14 protein-coding genes are annotated in these 18,343 nt (G+C 72.3%); 3 read left to right on the top strand and 11 right to left on the bottom strand.

The annotated features are described in order from the left end of the window. Positions 1 to 48 precede the first annotated feature (48 nt). A complete protein-coding gene (locus ACWGSR_RS24260; protein WP_453568890.1) occupies positions 49 to 2,208 on the bottom strand; it encodes a RecQ family ATP-dependent DNA helicase in 2,160 nt (719 codons plus the stop codon). Positions 2,209 to 2,554: 346 nt separating this feature from the next. On the opposite strand from ACWGSR_RS24260, the gene ACWGSR_RS24255 reads away from it, so the two are divergent. Next, positions 2,555 to 3,184, top strand: coding sequence for a hypothetical protein (locus ACWGSR_RS24255; protein WP_453568888.1), 630 nt, complete (start codon positions 2,555 to 2,557; stop codon positions 3,182 to 3,184). 173 nt (positions 3,185 to 3,357) lie between these two features. Here ACWGSR_RS24255 and ACWGSR_RS24250 read toward each other — a convergent pair whose 3' ends face one another. From ACWGSR_RS24250 to ACWGSR_RS24230, 5 genes are all read right to left on the bottom strand, one after another. Continuing rightward, positions 3,358 to 3,990 carry a hypothetical protein gene (locus ACWGSR_RS24250; protein ID WP_453568886.1) on the bottom strand — a complete coding sequence of 211 codons (633 nt, stop codon included), beginning with the start codon at positions 3,988 to 3,990 and terminating at the stop codon, positions 3,358 to 3,360. A gap of 104 nt (positions 3,991 to 4,094) precedes the next feature. Continuing rightward, positions 4,095 to 4,811 carry a ribonuclease HII gene (locus ACWGSR_RS24245; protein WP_376237683.1) on the bottom strand — a complete coding sequence of 239 codons (717 nt, stop codon included), beginning with the start codon at positions 4,809 to 4,811 and terminating at the stop codon, positions 4,095 to 4,097. Positions 4,812 to 5,171: 360 nt separating this feature from the next. Then, on the bottom strand, positions 5,172 to 6,080 hold the full coding sequence (locus tag ACWGSR_RS24240; RefSeq protein WP_376237685.1) for an ADP-ribosylglycohydrolase family protein: 909 nt from the start codon (positions 6,078 to 6,080) through the stop codon (positions 5,172 to 5,174). 12 nt (positions 6,081 to 6,092) lie between these two features. Continuing rightward, positions 6,093 to 6,752, bottom strand: coding sequence for a histidine phosphatase family protein (locus ACWGSR_RS24235; RefSeq protein WP_376237688.1), 660 nt, complete (start codon positions 6,750 to 6,752; stop codon positions 6,093 to 6,095). A gap of 86 nt (positions 6,753 to 6,838) precedes the next feature. After that, a complete protein-coding gene (locus ACWGSR_RS24230) occupies positions 6,839 to 7,444 on the bottom strand; it encodes a YdbC family protein (RefSeq protein ID WP_376237690.1) in 606 nt (201 codons plus the stop codon). Between the two features lie 363 nt (positions 7,445 to 7,807). Between ACWGSR_RS24230 and ACWGSR_RS24225 the strand changes: the two genes are divergently transcribed. Beyond that, positions 7,808 to 8,338, top strand: coding sequence for a TerD family protein (locus tag ACWGSR_RS24225; RefSeq protein ID WP_376237692.1), 531 nt, complete (start codon positions 7,808 to 7,810; stop codon positions 8,336 to 8,338). Between the two features lie 74 nt (positions 8,339 to 8,412). Here the strand turns inward: ACWGSR_RS24225 and ACWGSR_RS24220 are convergent, their stop codons facing one another. Both ACWGSR_RS24220 and nrdR read right to left on the bottom strand, forming a co-directional pair. Continuing rightward, on the bottom strand, positions 8,413 to 11,310 hold the full coding sequence (locus ACWGSR_RS24220; protein WP_376237695.1) for a vitamin B12-dependent ribonucleotide reductase: 2,898 nt from the start codon (positions 11,308 to 11,310) through the stop codon (positions 8,413 to 8,415). Positions 11,311 to 11,488: 178 nt separating this feature from the next. After that, the gene (gene nrdR / locus ACWGSR_RS24215) at positions 11,489 to 11,998 is read right to left on the bottom strand and encodes a transcriptional regulator NrdR (RefSeq protein WP_030220839.1); all 510 of its coding nucleotides are present in this window, start codon (positions 11,996 to 11,998) and stop codon (positions 11,489 to 11,491) included. A 472-nt stretch (positions 11,999 to 12,470) separates the two neighbouring features. Between nrdR and lexA the strand changes: the two genes are divergently transcribed. After that, a complete protein-coding gene (gene lexA, locus ACWGSR_RS24210; RefSeq protein WP_053648539.1) occupies positions 12,471 to 13,259 on the top strand; it encodes a transcriptional repressor LexA in 789 nt (262 codons plus the stop codon). Positions 13,260 to 13,383: 124 nt separating this feature from the next. Here lexA and ACWGSR_RS24205 read toward each other — a convergent pair whose 3' ends face one another. From ACWGSR_RS24205 to ACWGSR_RS24195, 3 genes are all read right to left on the bottom strand, one after another. Continuing rightward, a complete protein-coding gene (locus tag ACWGSR_RS24205) occupies positions 13,384 to 15,357 on the bottom strand; it encodes an ATP-dependent DNA helicase (protein WP_376237700.1) in 1,974 nt (657 codons plus the stop codon). A 37-nt stretch (positions 15,358 to 15,394) separates the two neighbouring features. Then, positions 15,395 to 17,158 (bottom strand): IucA/IucC family protein, encoded by a 1,764-nt coding sequence (locus ACWGSR_RS24200; protein WP_453568978.1) that lies wholly within the window; start codon positions 17,156 to 17,158, stop codon positions 15,395 to 15,397. A gap of 324 nt (positions 17,159 to 17,482) precedes the next feature. After that, a complete protein-coding gene (locus ACWGSR_RS24195; RefSeq protein WP_453568881.1) occupies positions 17,483 to 18,319 on the bottom strand; it encodes a GNAT family N-acetyltransferase in 837 nt (278 codons plus the stop codon). Positions 18,320 to 18,343 lie beyond the last annotated feature (24 nt).

Genomic DNA, 18,343 nt, shown 5'->3' with positions numbered 1-18,343 from the left:
CGGGCCGGGCGCTCCGGCCCGGTCCGAGGCATCCGGCGGGGCCAAGGGTCAGCCGGCCGCGGCGAGGACCAGGGGGAGCACCTGCGCGGCGCCCGCTCGGCGGAGCAGCCGGGCGGCGACCGCGAGGGTCCAGCCGGAGTCGGTGAAGTCGTCCACGAGCAGCACGGGGCCGGGGGCGGCCGCCAGGGCACCGGACAGCTCCTCGGAGACGGCGAAGGCGCCGGAGAGTGCCCTGAGGCGCTGTGCGGAGTTGCTGCGGCGCACCGCGTGCGCGCCGTCCGGCCCGGTGTAGGTCAGGGTGCCCAGGTAGGGGAGGCGGCCGATGTCCGCGATGCCCCGGGCGAGGGAGCCGACCAGTTGCGGGCGGGCCAGGGACGGTACGGCGACGACGCCCACCGGCCGGGCGGAGGCGTCCTGGACGTCCGGCGCCCAGCCGCCCGGGGAGCGCGCCCAGTCGGCGAGGACCGCCACCGCGGCCTTGAGGACGTCGTCCGGGACCGGCCCGTCCGGCGCGTTCTCCGCGAGGAGGGGACGCAGGCGGTTGCCCCAGCCGATGTCCGAGAGCCTGCCCAGGGCCCTTCCGGTGGAGCACTGCTCTCCGGCGGGGATGCGGCCCTTGAGTTCGATCCCCAGGGCGGGCATGCCGGTCGGCCACATCCGGCGCGGCTCGACCTCCACGCCCGGGCGGTCCAGTTCCCTGGTCGCGCCCGTCAGCGTCTCCGGCGACACGGAGGTGTCGGCCCAGGCTCCCGCGCAGTTGTCGCAGCGGCCGCACGGGGCCGCGCCCTCGTCGTCCAGCTGTCGGCGCAGGAACTCCATCCGGCATCCGGAGGCGCTCACGTAGTCGCGCATGGCCTGCTGCTCGGCGGCCCGCTGCCGCGCCACCCACGCGTACCGCTCGGTGTCGTACGTCCAGGGCCGCCCGGTGCTCTCCCAGCCGCCCTTGACCCGGCGTACGGCGCCGTCCACGTCGAGGACCTTGAGCATCGTCTCCAGGCGGGTGCGCCGCAGGTCGACCGCCGCCTCCAGGGCGGGCACGGACAGCGGTCGTCCCGCGTCGGCGAGGGCCGCCAGGGTCTGGCGGACCTGCGTCTCGGGCGGGAAGGCGGTGTCGGCGAAGTAGCGCCAGATCGCCTCGTCCTCCTTGCCCGGCAGCATCAGCACCTCGGCGTGCTCCACACCACGGCCGGCCCGGCCCACCTGCTGGTAGTAGGCGATCGGGGAGGACGGCGAGCCGAGGTGGATCACGAAGCCGAGGTCGGGCTTGTCGAAGCCCATGCCGAGGGCCGAGGTCGCCACGAGCGCCTTGACCCGGTTCTCCTGGAGGTCGGCCTCGGCCTGGAGGCGGTCGGCGTTCTCCGTGCGGCCCGTGTAGGAGGCGACGGGGAAACCGCGCTGGCGCAGGAAGGCCGTGGCCTCCTCGGCGGCGGCGACCGTCAGCGTGTAGACGATCCCGGAGCCCGGCAGTTCGTTCAGGTGCTCGGCGAGCCAGGCCAGCCGGTGCGCGGCGTCCGGCAGCCGGACCACGCCGAGCCGCAGGCTCTCGCGCTCCAGGGAGCCGCGCAGCACCAGCGCCTCGCCGGCTCCGGTGCCGAGCTGCTCGGCCACGTCCGCGGTCACCCGGGCGTTGGCGGTCGCGGTGGTGGCGAGGACCGGCACCCCGGGAGCGAGCTCGGTGAGCATGGTGCGCAGCCGGCGGTAGTCGGGGCGGAAGTCGTGGCCCCAGTCGGAGATGCAGTGCGCCTCGTCGACCACCAGGAGACCCGTGGTGGCCGCGAGTTTCGGGAGTACCTGCTCGCGGAAGTCCACGGAGTTGAGGCGCTCCGGACTGACGAGGAGGACGTCGGTCTCGCCGCGCTCGACCTCGTCGTAGATCGTGTCCCACTCCTCGGGGTTGGCCGAGTTGATGGTGCGCGCCCGGATGCCGGCCCGCTCCGCCGCCTCGACCTGGTTCCGCATGAGCGCGAGCAGCGGCGAGATGATCACGGTGGGTCCCGAACCGCGGCGGCGCAGCAGGGCGGTGGCGACGAAGTAGACCGCCGACTTGCCCCAGCCGGTGCGCTGCACCACCAGGGCCCGCCGTCGCTCCTCCACCAGGGCGGCCACCGCCAGCCACTGGTCCTCCCGCAGTCGCGCCGTCCCCTCGGGGGCGCCGACCAGCTCGGCGAGGACGGCATCGGCTTCGGCGCGGAGCTCCAGGTTGTCCATGCCTCCATGCAACCCGATGCCACTGACAATCGGCGAACTCACCCAGCGTGACGGCCCGTCCACGAGCGGAAGGGGTGTTTCCGCTGGTGCCCGCGGGGTGCCCGCCGCGTGGAGAGGAAACCGTCGGACGAACGGGGAGTGAACAATGGGCAACTGGGCAGGGATATGAGTGGCATACCAACGCATTCCCGTCAGCGGCCTCAATTGCTCATTGCCGCTCGCGCACGGGCCCGCAAGAATTGGACCACCGCCCCACAAGGCCCGTCAGCGGTCCGGAAGGACTGTGCCGTGGTGCGCCCTCACCCGACCTTGCCCGCCCAGCGGGCGCGTATCCGAAGGGAGGACCGTGACCCTCGGATTCGCTCCGCCCACAGCCGCCTCGCTCAGATCGTCGTCCGGGTCCGCCAGCCGCCTCGCCCGGATACTCGAACCCTCCGAGTGGGCCGCGGCGGGAATCCCCCTGCTGCGCAATCCGCGCGAGGTCGTCGGCGGCCTGCACTCCCGTCACGCGCCCACGCCCGCGACGGCGGTCCTCGCGGTCCTGGACCACGAGGAGCGGATCGCCGCGAGCGCCTCGTTCGTCCGCCGCTCCGCGCCGGCGGACGGCTGGGAGTTCCGCAACGCGCTCCTGGCGCACCTGCGGCGCGTCATTCCGCACGACCTCCGGAGACGCACTCCCGTACGGACTGCGGTGCTGCTGTACTGCCGCGAAGGCGACGAGCGCTGGACGGAGGAGGACGGGGCCTGGATGTGGGGGCTCCGGGACGCCTGCACGCTGCACGGGCTGCGCTGCGGCGCGTACATCACGCTGACCCGAGGGGGCTGGCAGGTGCTCGGCGAGGGCCGGGGAGGCCGTCGGCCGAGTTCCGACTCGCTCCCCGTGCCGCTCGGCGAGGGGCCGGCCGAGTTCGGCCTGATCACGCCGAGGACCGCGAGCGGCGCGGCCGAACCGCTGCGCCGCGCCGCCGCGCGCTGATCGCACGGGCGCCGCGGACGAAGACGAAACGGCACCGGAGCGCCACCGGCCTCCGCCGGGCCCGGTAAGGCCCGACGGAGGATCGGTCGATCGGTCGGTCGCTGATCGACCGATCGGCGACAGGTCGGTCTATCGGCCGACCTGTCGACGGTCGGCGGTCGGCCGATCGCCGGTCAGACGCCGGCGCCCACTCCGAGGAGCTCCGTGATGCGCTGCGGGTCGCCGCAGACGACGAGCAGCACGCCCGCGCGGGCCATCGCCGCCGGCAGGGCACGGGCGGTCGCCCCCTCGTCCCCGCCGTTGACGGCGACGATCACCACGGGCCGGGAGGCGGCCCGCTCCACGGCGGAGGCGTCGGCGAAGAACACGTCGTCGCCGGTCTCCTGCTGGGCCCAGTAGGCGGCTTCGCCGAAGGACAGCTCGTGCGCCGCCCACGGGTGCTGCTCGCCGGTGGTGAGGACCAGGACCTCGCCGGGGGCCCGGCCGCTCTCCAGGAGCAGGTCCAGGGCCTCCTCGGCGGCGTCGAGCGCGCCGTCGACGGGGGCCGGGATCAGCTGGAGCTGCGGGGCGGACCGCTGGTCGGAACGATTCTCCGTGCCACCGGCCGGGGTCTTCCCGGGCGCGGGGCGCGGCTTCGGGGGCGCGGGCCGGGCGGGTCCGGGAACGGGACGTCCGGGGCGCGGGGAGGCCGCGGAACGCGGACCGGGTACGGGACGGGGGGTCGACGCGGGGCGGCCGGCGGCCGCGGTGGCGCGGGGACCCTGGGCGCTCTCGTGAATCTGAGGCTCCTCGGGGATGAGAGGCATGGGTGGATGTCTATCAAACGCCGCTGCGCGGGGCATCGGCGGGTGGGCACACAGGTGCACCCCGGGCGCGTGAGCAGCCCTTCGGCGGCCCCGTGACCGGAAGTTCAGAAGTCGAAGCCGAGTTGGCCCCCGCTTTCCAGCGCGGCCGCCTCGACGGAGAGGCGGACCTTCTTGAGGTGGCGCCACCGGGGCAGCGCGTCCAGGTAGGACCAGGAGAGCCGGTGGTGCGGAGTGGGGCCCAGCTCTTCGAGGGCGGCCCGGTGGACCGGCGAGGGGTAGCCCGCGTTGGCGCCGAAGGCGTACGGCGCGTACTCCCCCGCCCCGGTCCCGGCCTCCAGCTCCGCCATGAGGGTGTCCCGGCGGACCTTCGCGAGGACGGAGGCGGCGGACACGGCGATGCAGGACTGGTCGCCCTTGATCACCGTACGGACCTGCCAGGGGCCGCCGAGGTAGTCGTGCTTGCCGTCGAGGATCACCGCGTCGGGCCGCACGGGGAGGCCTTCGAGGGCCCGGATCGCCGCGAGCCGCAGCGCCGCGGTCATCCCGAGGTCGTCGATCTCCTGCGGGGAGGCGTCGCCGAGCGCGTACGCCGTGACCCACTGCTCCAGTTCCACCGCGAGGGTGGCACGGCGCCTGGGGGTGATCAGCTTGGAGTCGGTGAGCCCTTCGGGGGGCCGGCGCAGTCCGGTGACGGCCGCGCAGACCGTGACGGGACCGGCCCACGCCCCGCGCCCGACTTCGTCGACTCCGGCGACGATCCTGGCTCCGGTGGTGGCTCGGAGCGATCGCTCGACGGTGTGGGTGGGGGGTTCGTACGGCATGGCGCCAGACAGGTTACGCCGCCCGGCACCGCCCGCGATACCCGGATTCCCGCCAAGCTCCCGAGGAGCCCCGCCACACCGCGCCCCGGCCCCGACACCACCGCGCCCCAGCCCTTCCTGGATTCGCTTCCGCACATCCAGCAACAGCACACCATCGGAACGGAGGAGATCAGGAGCGGCAGGTCACCTTCACCCCTCATCTCCCCTGCTGGAAAAGGAGACGATCAAAAGGACGGGTCACGGCGAAATGCCGGACACCAGCTCCTGACCGCAGCCGAAGAATCGCATGCGCGAAGCCGAAAGGAGCAGCCGGGCCCGGCAGGCATCGCCCGCCGGGCCCGATGAGACCGGATCACGGTCTCAGGAGACCGCGGCGGGGACCCACTCCGGAAGTTCCTCGGTCTGCGCCAGCCAGTCCGCCGGCGGCGCGCCGGCCGCCGTGGCGGCCACCACGCCCCCCGCGATGGCACAGGTCGTGTCGACGTCGCCGCCGACCTGCGCGGTCGTCCAGAACATCCGCTCGAAGTCGCCGAGCGCCCGCGCGGCCGACCAGAGGGCGAAGGGGACCGTGTCGTGCGCGCTCGTGCGCCGTCCGCTGCCGAGCACGGCGGCGACCGTGCCGGGGTCGCCGTAGTCGAGCATGTCGCGGGCCCTGCGCAGACCCGCTCCGACCGCGCTGCGCGGCACCAGGGCGATCACCCCGTCGAGCAGCGCCTCGGGCGTGGGCGGCCCGGCGGGGTCGGCGGCGAGGGCGGCCGCGGCGGCGACGGCCATGGCGCCCACCACGGCCTCGCGGTGCTGGTGCGTCGTGTACGCGGAGATCTCGGCCTGGTGGGTCGCCTGCTCGGGATCGTCCGCGTACCAGGCTCCGAGCGGGGCGATCCGCATCGCGGCGCCGTTCCCCCAGGAGCCCTGCCCCTTGAAGAGCGCGGCGGCCAGCTCCCGCCAGTCGCCGCCCTCCCGGATGAGCCTGAGCATCCGGTTGACCGCCGGGCCGTAGCCCCGGTCGAAGTCGTGGTGGTGCGCGAAGGACAGGGCCAGGGCGTCCTGGTCGATCCGGTCGTGTCGCGCGAGGACGGCCAGGACGGAACAGGCCATCTCGGTGTCGTCGGTCCACTGCCAGGGTCCGGGCGGCAGCTCGCGCCGCTTCAGGAGGGGGTAGTGGACGGGTACGAAGAACTGGGAGCCCAGGGCGTCTCCCACGGACAGCCCGCGCAGGCTGGCCAGGGCGCGGTCGAAGCGCCGGTCGGGTGAGGAGTCAGCGGTCATCGGTCTGCCACTCTATCCGGTGCGTCCGTACGGTTCCGGGGTACGCCAGCGTTCGAACGGCCTGTCCAGACGGTACCTCCCGTCCTCGCCGAGCAGGAGGACGCGCGTCTCGGCGTTGCCCGGGTTCGACAGCGACTCGAAGTCCGCGACCGTCCAGTGGAACCAGCGCATGCAGAAGAGGCGCATGGTCAGTCCGTGGGTGACGAGGAGGACGTTGGGCGGGTGGTCGGGCGCCTCGAAGCTGCGGTACAGGCTCTCCAGGAAGGCCCCGACGCGGTCGTAGACGTCCGCGCCCGACTCCCCCTGGGCGAAGCGGTAGAAGAAGTGCCCGTACGCGTCGCGGTAGGCCTTCTGGAGGCGTACGTCCTCCCTGTCCTGCCAGTTGCCCCAGTCCTGCTCCCGCAGGCGCGGCTCCTCGCGGATCCGGACCTGGTCCGGGGAGAGCCGGAAGGCGCGAAGGGTCTCGTGGGTGCGCCGGTACGGCGAGACGTAGACGCTGACCGCCTCCTCGCCGAAGAGCTCCCTCAGCCGCTCCCCCGTCTCCTCCGCCTGTCGCCACCCGGTCCCGGTGAGCCGCAGGGCGTGGTCGGGCTCCCGTTCGTACACCGTGTCATCGGCATTGCCCTCGGACTCTCCGTGTCGTACGAGGACGATGCGCCGCGGTCGTGCCATACCCCGACCCTAGATCGCCGCTCTTCGGAAGGCTCGACCGAGGGGGTGCGGGAGGGGTTCTCGCAGGGCACGGACGACGGACGTCCTCAGACCGTCCAGGACGGTTCGAGCCGCACCACGTCCCCGTTCAGCGCCGCCACGTCGGCCGCGGTCCGGGCCCGCAGACCGAGCCGCTCCACCCGCTCCTCCCGGTACTTGCCGTGCTCGGCGGTGGACTGCCACATCGAGAGGACCAGGAACTCGCTGCCGGGCGCCTCGCCGAACATGCCCCGCAGCATGCCGGGGGATCCGGCCATCGCGGGGTTCCACACCTTCTCCTGCATGAGCGCGAAGTGCTCGGCGCGGTCCTCGTGGACACGGCAGTGCGCCACCCGCGCCACGTCGGCGTCGGCGAAGCGCGGCTCGAATCCCGTCTTCACGTCGAAGCGGTGGTCGAACAGCTTGACCTGGCCGTTGCGGAACGTGCCCACCTGCGACGCCGCGAGCCGGTCGTGCGAGCGCGCCATGAAGGAGTCGTAGAAGGCCCGGCTCTCCCAGAACGCGAAGATGTGGGCGACGTCCGGCCGACCCCGGCTCCATCCGCCGCCCTGCCCCCGGAACCCCGGCTCACCGAGCAGCCCCGCCCATTTCCGCTGCCCCCGCTCGAACCCTCGACGGTCCACCACGGTGCAGCGAATCCACTTGACCAGCACCGCGCCATCGTACGGGGCCGGAGAGCACCCCGGCAGTCCCCGGCGGGCGCACGCGCCCCGGGCCCGCGCGCTCCCCTCGCTCTCGAACGGAAAGCCCCGGGCACGCGCGCGTGAAGGTCCGTCAGGGGCCCCTCGTCACCGCCGGGTTCACCGTTCCTCCGGCGACCCGCTCGATTCGAGCCAGAGAGGCGTCGAGATCCGGCTCGTCACCGCTCCCCGCACCGTTCTCCCCCTTCGGCGCCGACCCCCCTGTCGTAGACGCATGACACCATGAGTGATCGGCACGCGACCAAGGGCTCTTCGAACGGGTCGACGGTACGAGGCGAGGCGTGCGCGGGGGCGCGCGCGGAGAGGGGAAGCACCATGAGCGGACTCAACAAAGGGGTGGGACGCGTCGAGGTGACGCTCAAGTGGGATCCCGCCCCGGCCGGTGCCCCGGCCCACGACCTGGACCTCGTCGCCGGCGTCTTCACCGCCGACGACCCGCACGGCGCGCCGGCCCAGCTGGTGCACTTCGGCAGCCGCTCCCCGGACGGCACGATCACGCTCCACCGCGACAGCCGTACGGGCCAGGGGTTCGGCTACGACGAGGCCATGACCGTGGAGCTGGACCGGCTGGCACCGAGGTACGCGCGCGTGGTGGTGGGCGTGGCCATACAGCAGAGCGGCGGACGGCTGTCCTTCGGTGACATAGCGAGCACGGGCGTGCGGGTCCGCGAGGGCTACACGGACCTCCTGACCCACGACTTCGCGGACGTCCCGGACGCCCTGGCGGCGACGGTCGTGGAGTTCACCCGCACCGGACCGGACAGCTGGTCGTACCGCCCGATCCCGTGCGGCTTCGACGCCGACCCCCAGACCTTCGGCGCCCTTCTGGGCTCTCCGGTCGCCTGACCCCGCCGACCACGGAAGCGGGGGTGCGCGAAAGGGGCGCCGACCGGTCGGTCGACGCCCCTCTCACGGGCGGATCAGCTGCAGCCGCTGGTGGAGCCGCAGCCCTCGCAGATGTAGCAGGAGCCGGCCCGCTGCATCTTCGTGCCGCAGGAGAAGCAGAGCGGGGCGTCGGCGCTGATGCCGAGCTGCATCTCGACGAGCTCCGCCGAGGTGTGGGCCTGCTTCGGGGCGGGGACCTCGGCCTTCGGGGCCGGGGCGGTGGCGACGGCCTTCAGCTCCGGGGTGCGGGGCGCCGACTGGGCCAGGCCCTCGACGTCGACCTCGTCGTCCTCGGGCTGCTCGTACGAGCCGGTGTCCAGGTGGCGCTGGCGCTCCTCGGCCGAGTGGATGCCGAGGGCGGACCGGGTCTCGAAGGGCAGGAAGTCGAGCGCCAGGCGGCGGAAGATGTAGTCGACGATCGACTGTGCCATCCGCACGTCCGGGTCGTCCGTCATGCCGGCCGGCTCGAAGCGCATGTTGGTGAACTTCGAGACGTACGTCTCCAGCGGGACGCCGTACTGGAGGCCGACGGAGACGGCGATGGAGAAGGCGTCCATCATGCCGGCCAGGGTCGAACCCTGCTTCGACATCTTCAGGAAGACCTCGCCGAGACCGTCGTCCGGGTAGGAGTTGGCGGTCATGTAGCCCTCGGCGCCACCGACGGTGAAGGAGGTGGTGATCCCCGGGCGGCCCTTGGGCAGGCGCTTGCGGACCGGGCGGTACTCGACGACCTTCTCGACGGCCTCGCGGATCGTCGCCTCGGACTTCGCGGTCACCTCGGCCTTCTCGTTCTCCTTCTTCTTGGCGGAGAGCGGCTGGCCGACCTTGCAGTTGTCGCGGTAGATCGCGAGCGCCTTGACGCCCATCTTCCAGGCCTCGAAGTAGACCTCCTCGACGTCCTCGACCGTGGCCGTCTCCGGCAGGTTCACGGTCTTGGAGAGGGCGCCCGAGATCCACGGCTGGATGGCGGCCATCATACGGACGTGGCCCATCGCGGAGATGGAGCGCTCGCCCATGGCGCAGTCGAAGACCTCGTAGTGCTCGGTCTTGAGGCTCGGGGCGTCGATCACGTTGCCGTGCTCGGCGATGTGGGCGACGATCGCCTCGATCTGCTCCTCCTGGTAGCCCAGGCGGCGCAGGGCCTGCGGGACGGTGCCGTTGACGATCTGCATGGAGCCGCCGCCGACGAGCTTCTTGAACTTGACCAGGGCGAGGTCGGGCTCCAGGCCGGTGGTGTCGCAGGACATCGCGAGACCGATGGTGCCGGTGGGGGCGATGACCGAGGCCTGGGCGTTGCGGAAGCCGTTCTTGGCGCCGAGGCGGATCACGTCCTGCCAGGCCTCCGTGGCGGCGGCCCAGATCGTGGAGTCCAGGTCGTCCACGCGGACGGCCGCGGTGTTGGCGTCGGCGTGCTGCTTCATGACGCGCTGGTGCGGCTCGGCGTTGCGGGCGTAGCCGTCGTACGCGCCGACGACGGCGGCGAGTTCGGCGGAGCGCTTGTACGAGGTGCCGGTCATCAGGGAGGTGATGGCGCCGGCGAGGGCGCGGCCGCCGTCGGAGTCGTACGCGTGGCCGGTCGCCATCAGGAGGGCGCCGAGGTTGGCGTAGCCGATGCCGAGCTGGCGGAAGGCGCGGGTGTTCTCGCCGATCTTCTGGGTGGGGAAGTCGGCGAAGCAGATGGAGATGTCCATCGCGGTGATGACGAGCTCGACGACCTTGGCGAAGCGCTCGACGTCGAAGGACTGGTTGCCCTTGCCGTCGTCCTTGAGGAACTTCATCAGGTTCAGCGAGGCGAGGTTGCAGGACGTGTTGTCCAGGTGCATGTACTCGCTGCACGGGTTCGAGCCGTTGATGCGGCCGGACTCGGGGCAGGTGTGCCAGCGGTTGATCGTGTCGTCGTACTGGATGCCCGGGTCGGCGCAGGCCCACGCGGCCTCGGCCATCTTGCGGAAGAGCGCCTTGGCGTCGACCTCCTCGATGACCTCGCCGGTCATGCGGGCGCGCAGGCCGAACTTCCCGCCGGTCTCGACGGCCTTCATGAACGCGTCGTTCACGCGGACGGAGTTGTTGGCGTTCTGGTACTGGACGGACGTGATGTCGTCGCCGCCCAGGTCCATGTCGAAGCCCGCGTCACGGAGGGCGCGGATCTTCTCCTCCTCCTTGACCTTGGTCTCGATGAAGTCCTCGATGTCGGGGTGGTCGACGTCGAGGATGACCATCTTGGCCGCGCGGCGGGTGGCGCCGCCCGACTTGATCGTGCCGGCGGAGGCGTCGGCGCCGCGCATGAAGGAGACCGGGCCGGAGGCGTTGCCGCCGGAGGAGAGCAGCTCCTTGGAGGAGCGGATGCGGGAGAGGTTCAGGCCGGCGCCGGAGCCGCCCTTGAAGATCATGCCCTCTTCCTTGTACCAGTCGAGGATGGACTCCATGGAGTCGTCGACGGACAGGATGAAGCAGGCGGAGACCTGCTGGGGCTGCGGGGTGCCGACGTTGAACCAGACCGGCGAGTTGAAGCTGAAGATCTGGTGCAGGAGGGCGTAGGCCAGCTCGTGCTCGAAGATCTCGGCGTCGGCGGGCGAGGCGAAGTAGTCGTACTCCTCGCCGGCCTTCGTGTACGTCTTCACGATCCGGTCGATGAGCTGCTTGAGACCGGTCTCGCGCTGCGGGGTGCCGACCGCGCCGCGGAAGTACTTACTGGTGACGATGTTGACCGCGTTCACCGACCAGAAGTCGGGGAACTCGACGCCGCGCTGCTCGAAATTGACCGAGCCGTCGCGCCAGTTGGTCATGACGACGTCCCGGCGCTCCCACGTCACCTCGTCGTACGGATGCACGCCGGGGGTGGTGTGGATGCGCTCGATGCGCAGGCCCTTGCTCGCCGACTTGGCTCCCTTGGTGCGGGAACCACGTGCCGGGCCGCTCGCCGTCTCTGTCATGCCGCCTCCCATATACGGGCAAAACACACTTTGGCGCCCAGATAGTCCCAGGGCACCGTCTTCTGGTACGTCGTTCAGTACTGCCGCCACGAAGGCCGGAGGGCCGTTCGGGGCACGTCTGCCGGGCCGCACGACGGCGGCCGGTCGCACCGGGCCGTCGTGCGGCCCGGACCGCCGGTCAGTCGGCGGCGGTGGCGGGAACGGGGACCTCTGGGGTCGCGCCGCTCCCGGGGTTCTCGACGGGGGGCCGCACGCGGAGCTCCGCGATGGCGGCCTCGAAGTCCTCCAGGCTGTCGAAGGCCTTGTAGACGGACGCGAAGCGCAGGTACGCGACGAGGTCGAGCTCCCGCAGGGGGCCGAGGATCGCCAGGCCCACGTCGTGGGTGGTCAGCTCGGCGCTGCCGGTGGCGCGCACCGCCTCCTCGACCCGCTGGCCGAGCTTGGCGAGGGCGTCCTCGGTGACCGGTCGCCCCTGACACGCCTTGCGCACGCCGGAGATGACCTTGGTACGGCTGAAGGGCTCGGTGACGCCGGAACGCTTCACCACCATGAGCGAGCAGGTCTCCACCGTCGTGAAACGACGGGAGCAGTCGGGGCACTGGCGACGGCGTCGGATGGACGTCCCGTCGTCGGTGGTGCGACTGTCGACGACACGGCTGTCGGGGTGCCTGCAGAAGGGGCAGTGCATTGGTTCCAAAGCCTCCCTCACGGCACGACTGACGAGCCTCGCACGACCCGTCAAGGCCCTGCGAAGCGACCACCAGCATAGGCGATGCGAGCACCCCCGGCAGACCGGGACCACTACCCCTGGGTGGCCGATGACATCCAACCACTAGATCTTGGGTTGGAGGCGTTTCCGGGTCTTCCGCGTGTCGCGGCGCGCCCGCTCCCGGGATTCCGCCCCGTCGGGTAGGACACCGAAGGGATCACCGACCGGTCGCGGGTGTTCGCGGGTGATCACGTCCCGGCCGCGAAGGCTACCGGAAGAGCCGGTTCGGGGCGGCGGCGAGGTGCCCCCTCGACCACGGCACGCATACACCTCTCCCCATACAGGCGTAGGGCAATCCGCGAATTTTCACTCGAACGTGTGTTTGGCGCAACCTTTCGAAAGCTACTACCGTTGTGCCAGCCAGGGAGACCATTCGAGAGGGGCCGACGACGTGACCACCACCGCAGACAGTGCCACCATCACCGCCCAGGACCGCTCCCAGGGCCGACTCGAGGCGGTGCACGCCATGAGTGACGTGAACATGAACGGCGAGGAGCCCGGGCGCCCCGCCCGCGCCCTCCCCGGGCGACCTCCCGGCATCCGGGCCGACAGCTCCGGCCTCACCGACCGGCAGCGCCGGGTCATCGAGGTCATCCGCGACTCGGTCCAGCGGCGCGGCTACCCGCCGTCGATGCGCGAGATCGGACAGGCGGTGGGCCTCTCCAGCACCTCCTCCGTGGCGCACCAGCTCATGGCCCTGGAGCGCAAGGGCTTCCTGCGCCGCGACCCGCACCGCCCCCGGGCGTACGAGGTCCGCGGCTCCGACCAGCCCAGCACCCAGCCCACGGACACCACCGGCAAGCCCGCCGCGTCATACGTCCCGCTGGTCGGCCGGATCGCCGCCGGCGGTCCGATCCTGGCCGAGGAGTCCGTCGAGGACGTCTTCCCCCTCCCCCGGCAGCTGGTCGGCGACGGCGAGCTGTTCGTCCTGAAGGTCGTCGGCGACTCGATGATCGAGGCCGCGATCTGTGACGGCGACTGGGTCACCGTCCGCCGCCAGCCCGTCGCGGAGAACGGCGACATCGTCGCCGCGATGCTGGACGGCGAGGCCACGGTCAAGCGCTTCAAGCGCGAGGACGGCCACGTCTGGCTGCTGCCGCACAATGCCGCGTACCAGCCCATCCCCGGCGACGAGGCCACCATCCTCGGCAAGGTCGTGGCGGTGCTGCGACGGGTGTGACCGCATCCCGTCGGCTCTGACCGGGCCCCGGAACCCTCTGCGCCGGTTCCGGGGCCCTGCCGTGTCCGGGCCCGGTTCTCGGGCGCTCCCCGTCCTCGTTCTCAGACGCCTGACGCCTTCTCCCTCAGACGCTCGCCGCCTTCGAGGCGGCGTCGATGGCCGCGAGCGACTTCCGCACCTGGTTGCGGTCGGTGGTGTACCAGAAGTCGGGCAGCGAGGCCTTGAGGTAGCTGCCGTAGCGGGCCGTGGCGAGCCGGGGGTCGAGGACCGCCACGACGCCCCGGTCGCCGGTGGCCCGCACGAGACGGCCCGCGCCCTGCGCCATCAGCAGGGCGGCGTGGGTCGCCGCGACCGCCATGAAGCCGTTGCCCCCGGACTCCTCGACGGCCTTCTGGCGCGCGCTCATCAGCGGGTCGTCCGGGCGCGGGAACGGGATCTTGTCCATGACGACCAGCTGGCAGCTGGGACCCGGGACGTCCACGCCCTGCCAGAGCGACAGCGTGCCGAAGAGGCAGGTCTTCGGGTCGGCGGCGAAGTTCTTGATCAGCTCGCCCAGGGTGTCCTCGCCCTGGAGCAGGATCGGCAGCTCCGGGATCCGGGTCCGCAGCTCCTCCGCCGCCTGCTGCGCCGCGCGCATGGAGGAGAAGAGGCCCAGGGTCCGCCCGCCGGCCGCCTGCATCAGTTCGGTGAGCTCGTCGAGCATGTCGCCCCGGTCCCCGTCGCGCGCGGGGCGGGAGAGGTGCTTGGCGACGTACAGGATGCCCTGCCGGGGGTAGTCGAACGGCGAGCCGACGTCGATGCCCTTCCAGACCGGCAGGTCGTCGCCGGTGGTGCCCTCGGGGGCGAGGCCGAGCGAGGCCCCGACGCCGTTGAAGTCGCCGCCCAGCTTGAGCGTGGCCGAGGCGAGCACCACGGACCGCTCGGTGAACAGCTTCTCCCGGAGCAGACCGGAGACGGTGAGCGGCGCGACCCGCAACGAGGCACCGAAGCGGTCGTGCCGCTCGTACCAGACGACGTCGTACTCGGAACCCTGCGTGATCCGCTCCGCGACGCCGTGGACGGTCTCCACGGAGGCCATGGCCTGCTTGCGCACGGCGTCCTCGTCCTGCACGGACCGGTCGCGGGTCGAGCCCAGGGCCGTGATCACGGCGCGGGCCGCGTCCCGCAGCGCCATCAGGGCGTACGCGAGGTCCTCCGGGATCTCCTCCAGCCGGCCCGGCAGCGCCAGCTCCATGACCCGCTCGAAGCCCTCGGCGGCGGTCTGGAGCTGGTCGGCGACCTTCTCGTCCACGAGCTTCGCGGACCGTCGCACCGCGCGGTTGACCTGGCCCGGGGTGAGCTCACCGGTGGCGACGCCGGTCACGCGGGAGACCAGCTCGTGGGCCTCGTCGACGATCAGCACCTCGTGCTCCGGGAGCACCGGGGCGCCCTCGATGGCGTCGATGGCGAGCAGCGCGTGGTTGGTGACGACGACGTCCGCGAGCTTGGCGCGCTCGCGGGCCGCCTCGGCGAAGCACTCCGCCCCGTACGCGCACTTGCTCGCGCCGAGGCACTCCCGGGAGGAGACCGAGACCTGGGCCCAGGCCCGGTCGGAGACGCCCGGCGTCAGGTCGTCCCGGTCGCCGGTCTCCGTCTCGTCCGACCAGTCCCGCAGACGGATCAGGTCCTGGCCCAGCTTGCTGGTGGGCGCGGCCGCCTCGAAGGGGTCGAAGAGGCCTTCCTCCTCGTCCTGCGGCACCCCTTCGTGGAGCCGGTGCAGGCAGAGGTAGTTCGACCGGCCCTTGAGCATGGCGAACTGCGGGCGCCGGCGCAGCTGCGGGTGCAGTGCGTCGACCGTCCGGGGGAGGTCGCGCTCGACGAGCTGGCGCTGCAGCGCCAGGGTGGCCGTGGCCACCACGACCCGCTCCCCCTGGGCCAGCGCCGGCACGAGGTAGCCGAGCGACTTGCCGGTGCCGGTGCCGGCCTGGACGAGGAGGTGGGAGTTGTCGTCGATGGCCTCGGCCACGGCCTCGGCCATGGCGACCTGGCCGGGCCGCTCCGTGCCGCCGACGGCGGAGACGGCGGCATGGAGGAGGTCGGGGAGGGATGGCTTCGTCATAGCCCTCCCACCCTACGGGGCGGCGCTGACAGCCCGGTCATGCGAGCGGATTGGGAACGGTCCCGTGGACGGCCGCGTGGGGGCGCTCGGACCGGTCCCGGTAGCCGTCCAGATGCAGACGGTTGCGGTTGAGGCAGAGCCGCTCGATGCGGGGGGTGAGGAGGTCGAAGAGTTCGAAGCGCTCCTTCAGCTCGGGGAAGCGCGCCTGGTGCCGCAGGATCTCGGCGCGGACGAGGGCCCAGAAGTCCTCCTCGGGCACGCCGAGTTGCTCCTCGCAGAGCGGTGCGAGGTAGCGGAAGACGCCGACGAAGAGCCCCGAGTGGATGAACTGGGTCAGGAAACCGGGCTCCTCCGTCAACAGGACGCCACGCACGTCGTCCGGAAGGGTGGCGTGTTCGGGAAGCGGGTGGGCACTGATGTTCACATCGTCGACGAAGTCCTTGATCGCCAGGCGTACGGGGACGTCGTCGGCGTCGTACACGACGATCGCGTTCTCGCCGTGGGGCGAGAAGACGGTGCCGTAGCGGTAGAGGAAGTGCAGCAGGGGAGGGAGCAGAGCGGTGAAGAGGTGCTGGAGCCAGACGGCGGGGGCGAGTCCCGAGCGCTCGACGAGTTCGGCCACGAACGCCCGGCCGGCCGGGTCGGTGTGCAGGAGGGCGGCGAGGGTGCGGGCGCGCTCGCCCGGGGGCAGTCCCAGGGGCTCCCGCCAGATCGCACCGAGCAGTTCCTTGTACTGGTACGGGACTTCGGGCAGCCGGTCGTACAACGGGTGCTCGACGGTGACGGAGGCGACCTCCCCGAGGAGGATCACGCGGCACTCGTCCCGCAGGAACGGGTCGGCGTCGCGCAGTCCGTGGACCCAGGCGGTCACGGCGGGGGCGGCGAGGGTGCGCTCGGTGGGCAGCCCGCGCCAGACGAGGGTGTTGAGCACCGAGAGGGGGAGCTTGACGGTGTGCCGGTCGGGACGGCTGGTGTTGAGGAAGGTGCGGACGGACTGCTGCGGCAGACGGAGGTCGCCGTCGGTGGGGAGGGGGACGATGTCGCCGGCGGCGACGGCCGGCGCGTAGAGCGGGAGCAGGACCTCGTCCCACTGCCAGGGGTGGACGGGGAGCAGGAGGTAGTCGTCGGGTGCGTGGCCGCGGGCCGCGAGGGCGGCGCGGAAGGCGGCGCGGACCTCGGGGTCGAGTTCCCGGGTGTAGAGGAGGTCCGGGGTTTCCAGGCCGGGGACGCCCCGGTAGGCGGCGAGGCGGTGGCTGACGGCGATCCACGGCAGCCGGGCGGGGCGGCGCGCCTCGGGGGCCCAGCGGGCGGTGTCGGAGGCGGAGAAGCCGATGCGTCCCTTGTTGAGGACGAGCCAGGGGTGGCCGGTCTGGTGGCCTTCGAGTTCCGCGTAGGAGAGCTCGGCCAGGCGGTCCGCGGTGAGGGCCGTGTGGTCGAGGCGGGTGTCGGCGGCGAGGGTGGCGGAGAGTTCGCGGATGAGGTGACCGAGGGTGGCGCCGTCGAGCCGGAGGAGGCCGCGGGCGCGGACCAGGAGGTCGAAGGGATCGGTCAGGGGCCGGCCCTCGTGGGCGATCGAGTCGGCGGCGACGCGCCAGCTGCCGTAGGCGCCGCGGCGGGCGCGGAAGGTGAGCGTGGTGCCGTCGTCCAGCCGCAGCGCGTGGCGGTCGGGGTCACCGTCCTGGTCTTCGACCGGGACGGGTTCGAGGACCTCCTCGTACGCGAACTCGGCGAGGAGCTTGGCGATGAGGCGGGAGGAGGCCCGGGCCCAGGCGGCGGCGTTCAGCTCGGGGGGCGCGAGCAGTTCGGGCGCGGGGGCCGGGGTGTCGGACGAGGAGGCGTGGGACCGGGAGCTCGGCGCGTCGGCCCCGAAGGCCGGGGCGTGGGACGCGGAGGGGAGGCCGTCGGATGTGGAGGGCGGGACATCGGATGCGGAGGCGGGGGCGGGTGCCGGGACGGAGGTGGGGGCGGGAGAGGTGGGGGCCGGAATGACGGGGGTCGGAATGGCAGGGGTCGGAGCGGAAGGGGCGGGTTGTGCGGAGCCGTGGGGTGCAGGGGACGTCGACACGAGGACTCCTCGGGGTGGGACCGCTGTGGGACGAGCGGTGTACGCAAGGGAGGGGGTTGTTCAGAGGACGTGACGCAGGGCGCGGTCACGGATCATGAGGGCGGCTCTTTTGTCGGGGAGGTCGACTTCCGCCGCGTAGCGGAAGCCGCCGCCGAGGAAGGCCGAGACGGAGGGGGTGTTGCGGAGGTCCGGTTCGGCGAGGACGCGGGTGCACCGGGGGCGGTGGTCGAGGACCAGGTCGGCGACGGCCCGCAGGAGCGTGGTGCCGACGCCCCGGCCCCGGTCGGTGGTGCCTCCGATCAGCAGGTGGACGCCCGTGTCGTGGGGACGCGCCGGATAGTGCCGGGCGAGCGGGTCGAGGTCGGCGCGGTAGATCTCGAAGTAGCTCATGGGTGTGCCGTCGAGCAGGCCGAGGCAGGGGACGCTCCGGCCGTCTCCCTCCAGTTGGGCGCGGAGGTGCTCGGCGGTCACGGTCTCGGGTCCGGCGAGCTCCCAGAAGGCGGCGACGGCGGGGTCGTTCATCCACCGGGTGAGGAGCGGAAGGTCTCGTTCGAGCCGGACGGGGACGAGCCGGAAGGAGCCGACCGGGGTGGCGGCGGGGCTCCAGGAGGCGACGGAGTCGAGCAGGTCGCCGTCGAGGAGTTCGCGGTGCGGGTGACCGCCGCGGAAGAGGAGTGCGGCGGGAGTGTCGGAGCCGGAGGCATCGACGGCAGGGGTGCCGGCGGCGGGAGTGATGAGGGGAGGGGAAGGAACGTCGACGGAGGAGTCGTCGGTGGGGGTACTGGCGGCCGGGGGCTGCGGTGGTGCTCCGCGGGTGAGGAGGGCGACGAGGTCGTCGACCCTCAGGTCGAGGGTGTCGTCCCCCGGTGGGTCGACCGGGGGGCGGGTGGGTGACACGGTGTCGCTCTCCTCTCGGCGGTG

The organism is Streptomyces sp. NPDC055632 (assembly GCF_053618675.1).
This window is presented reverse-complemented; position numbering and strand designations above follow the sequence as displayed.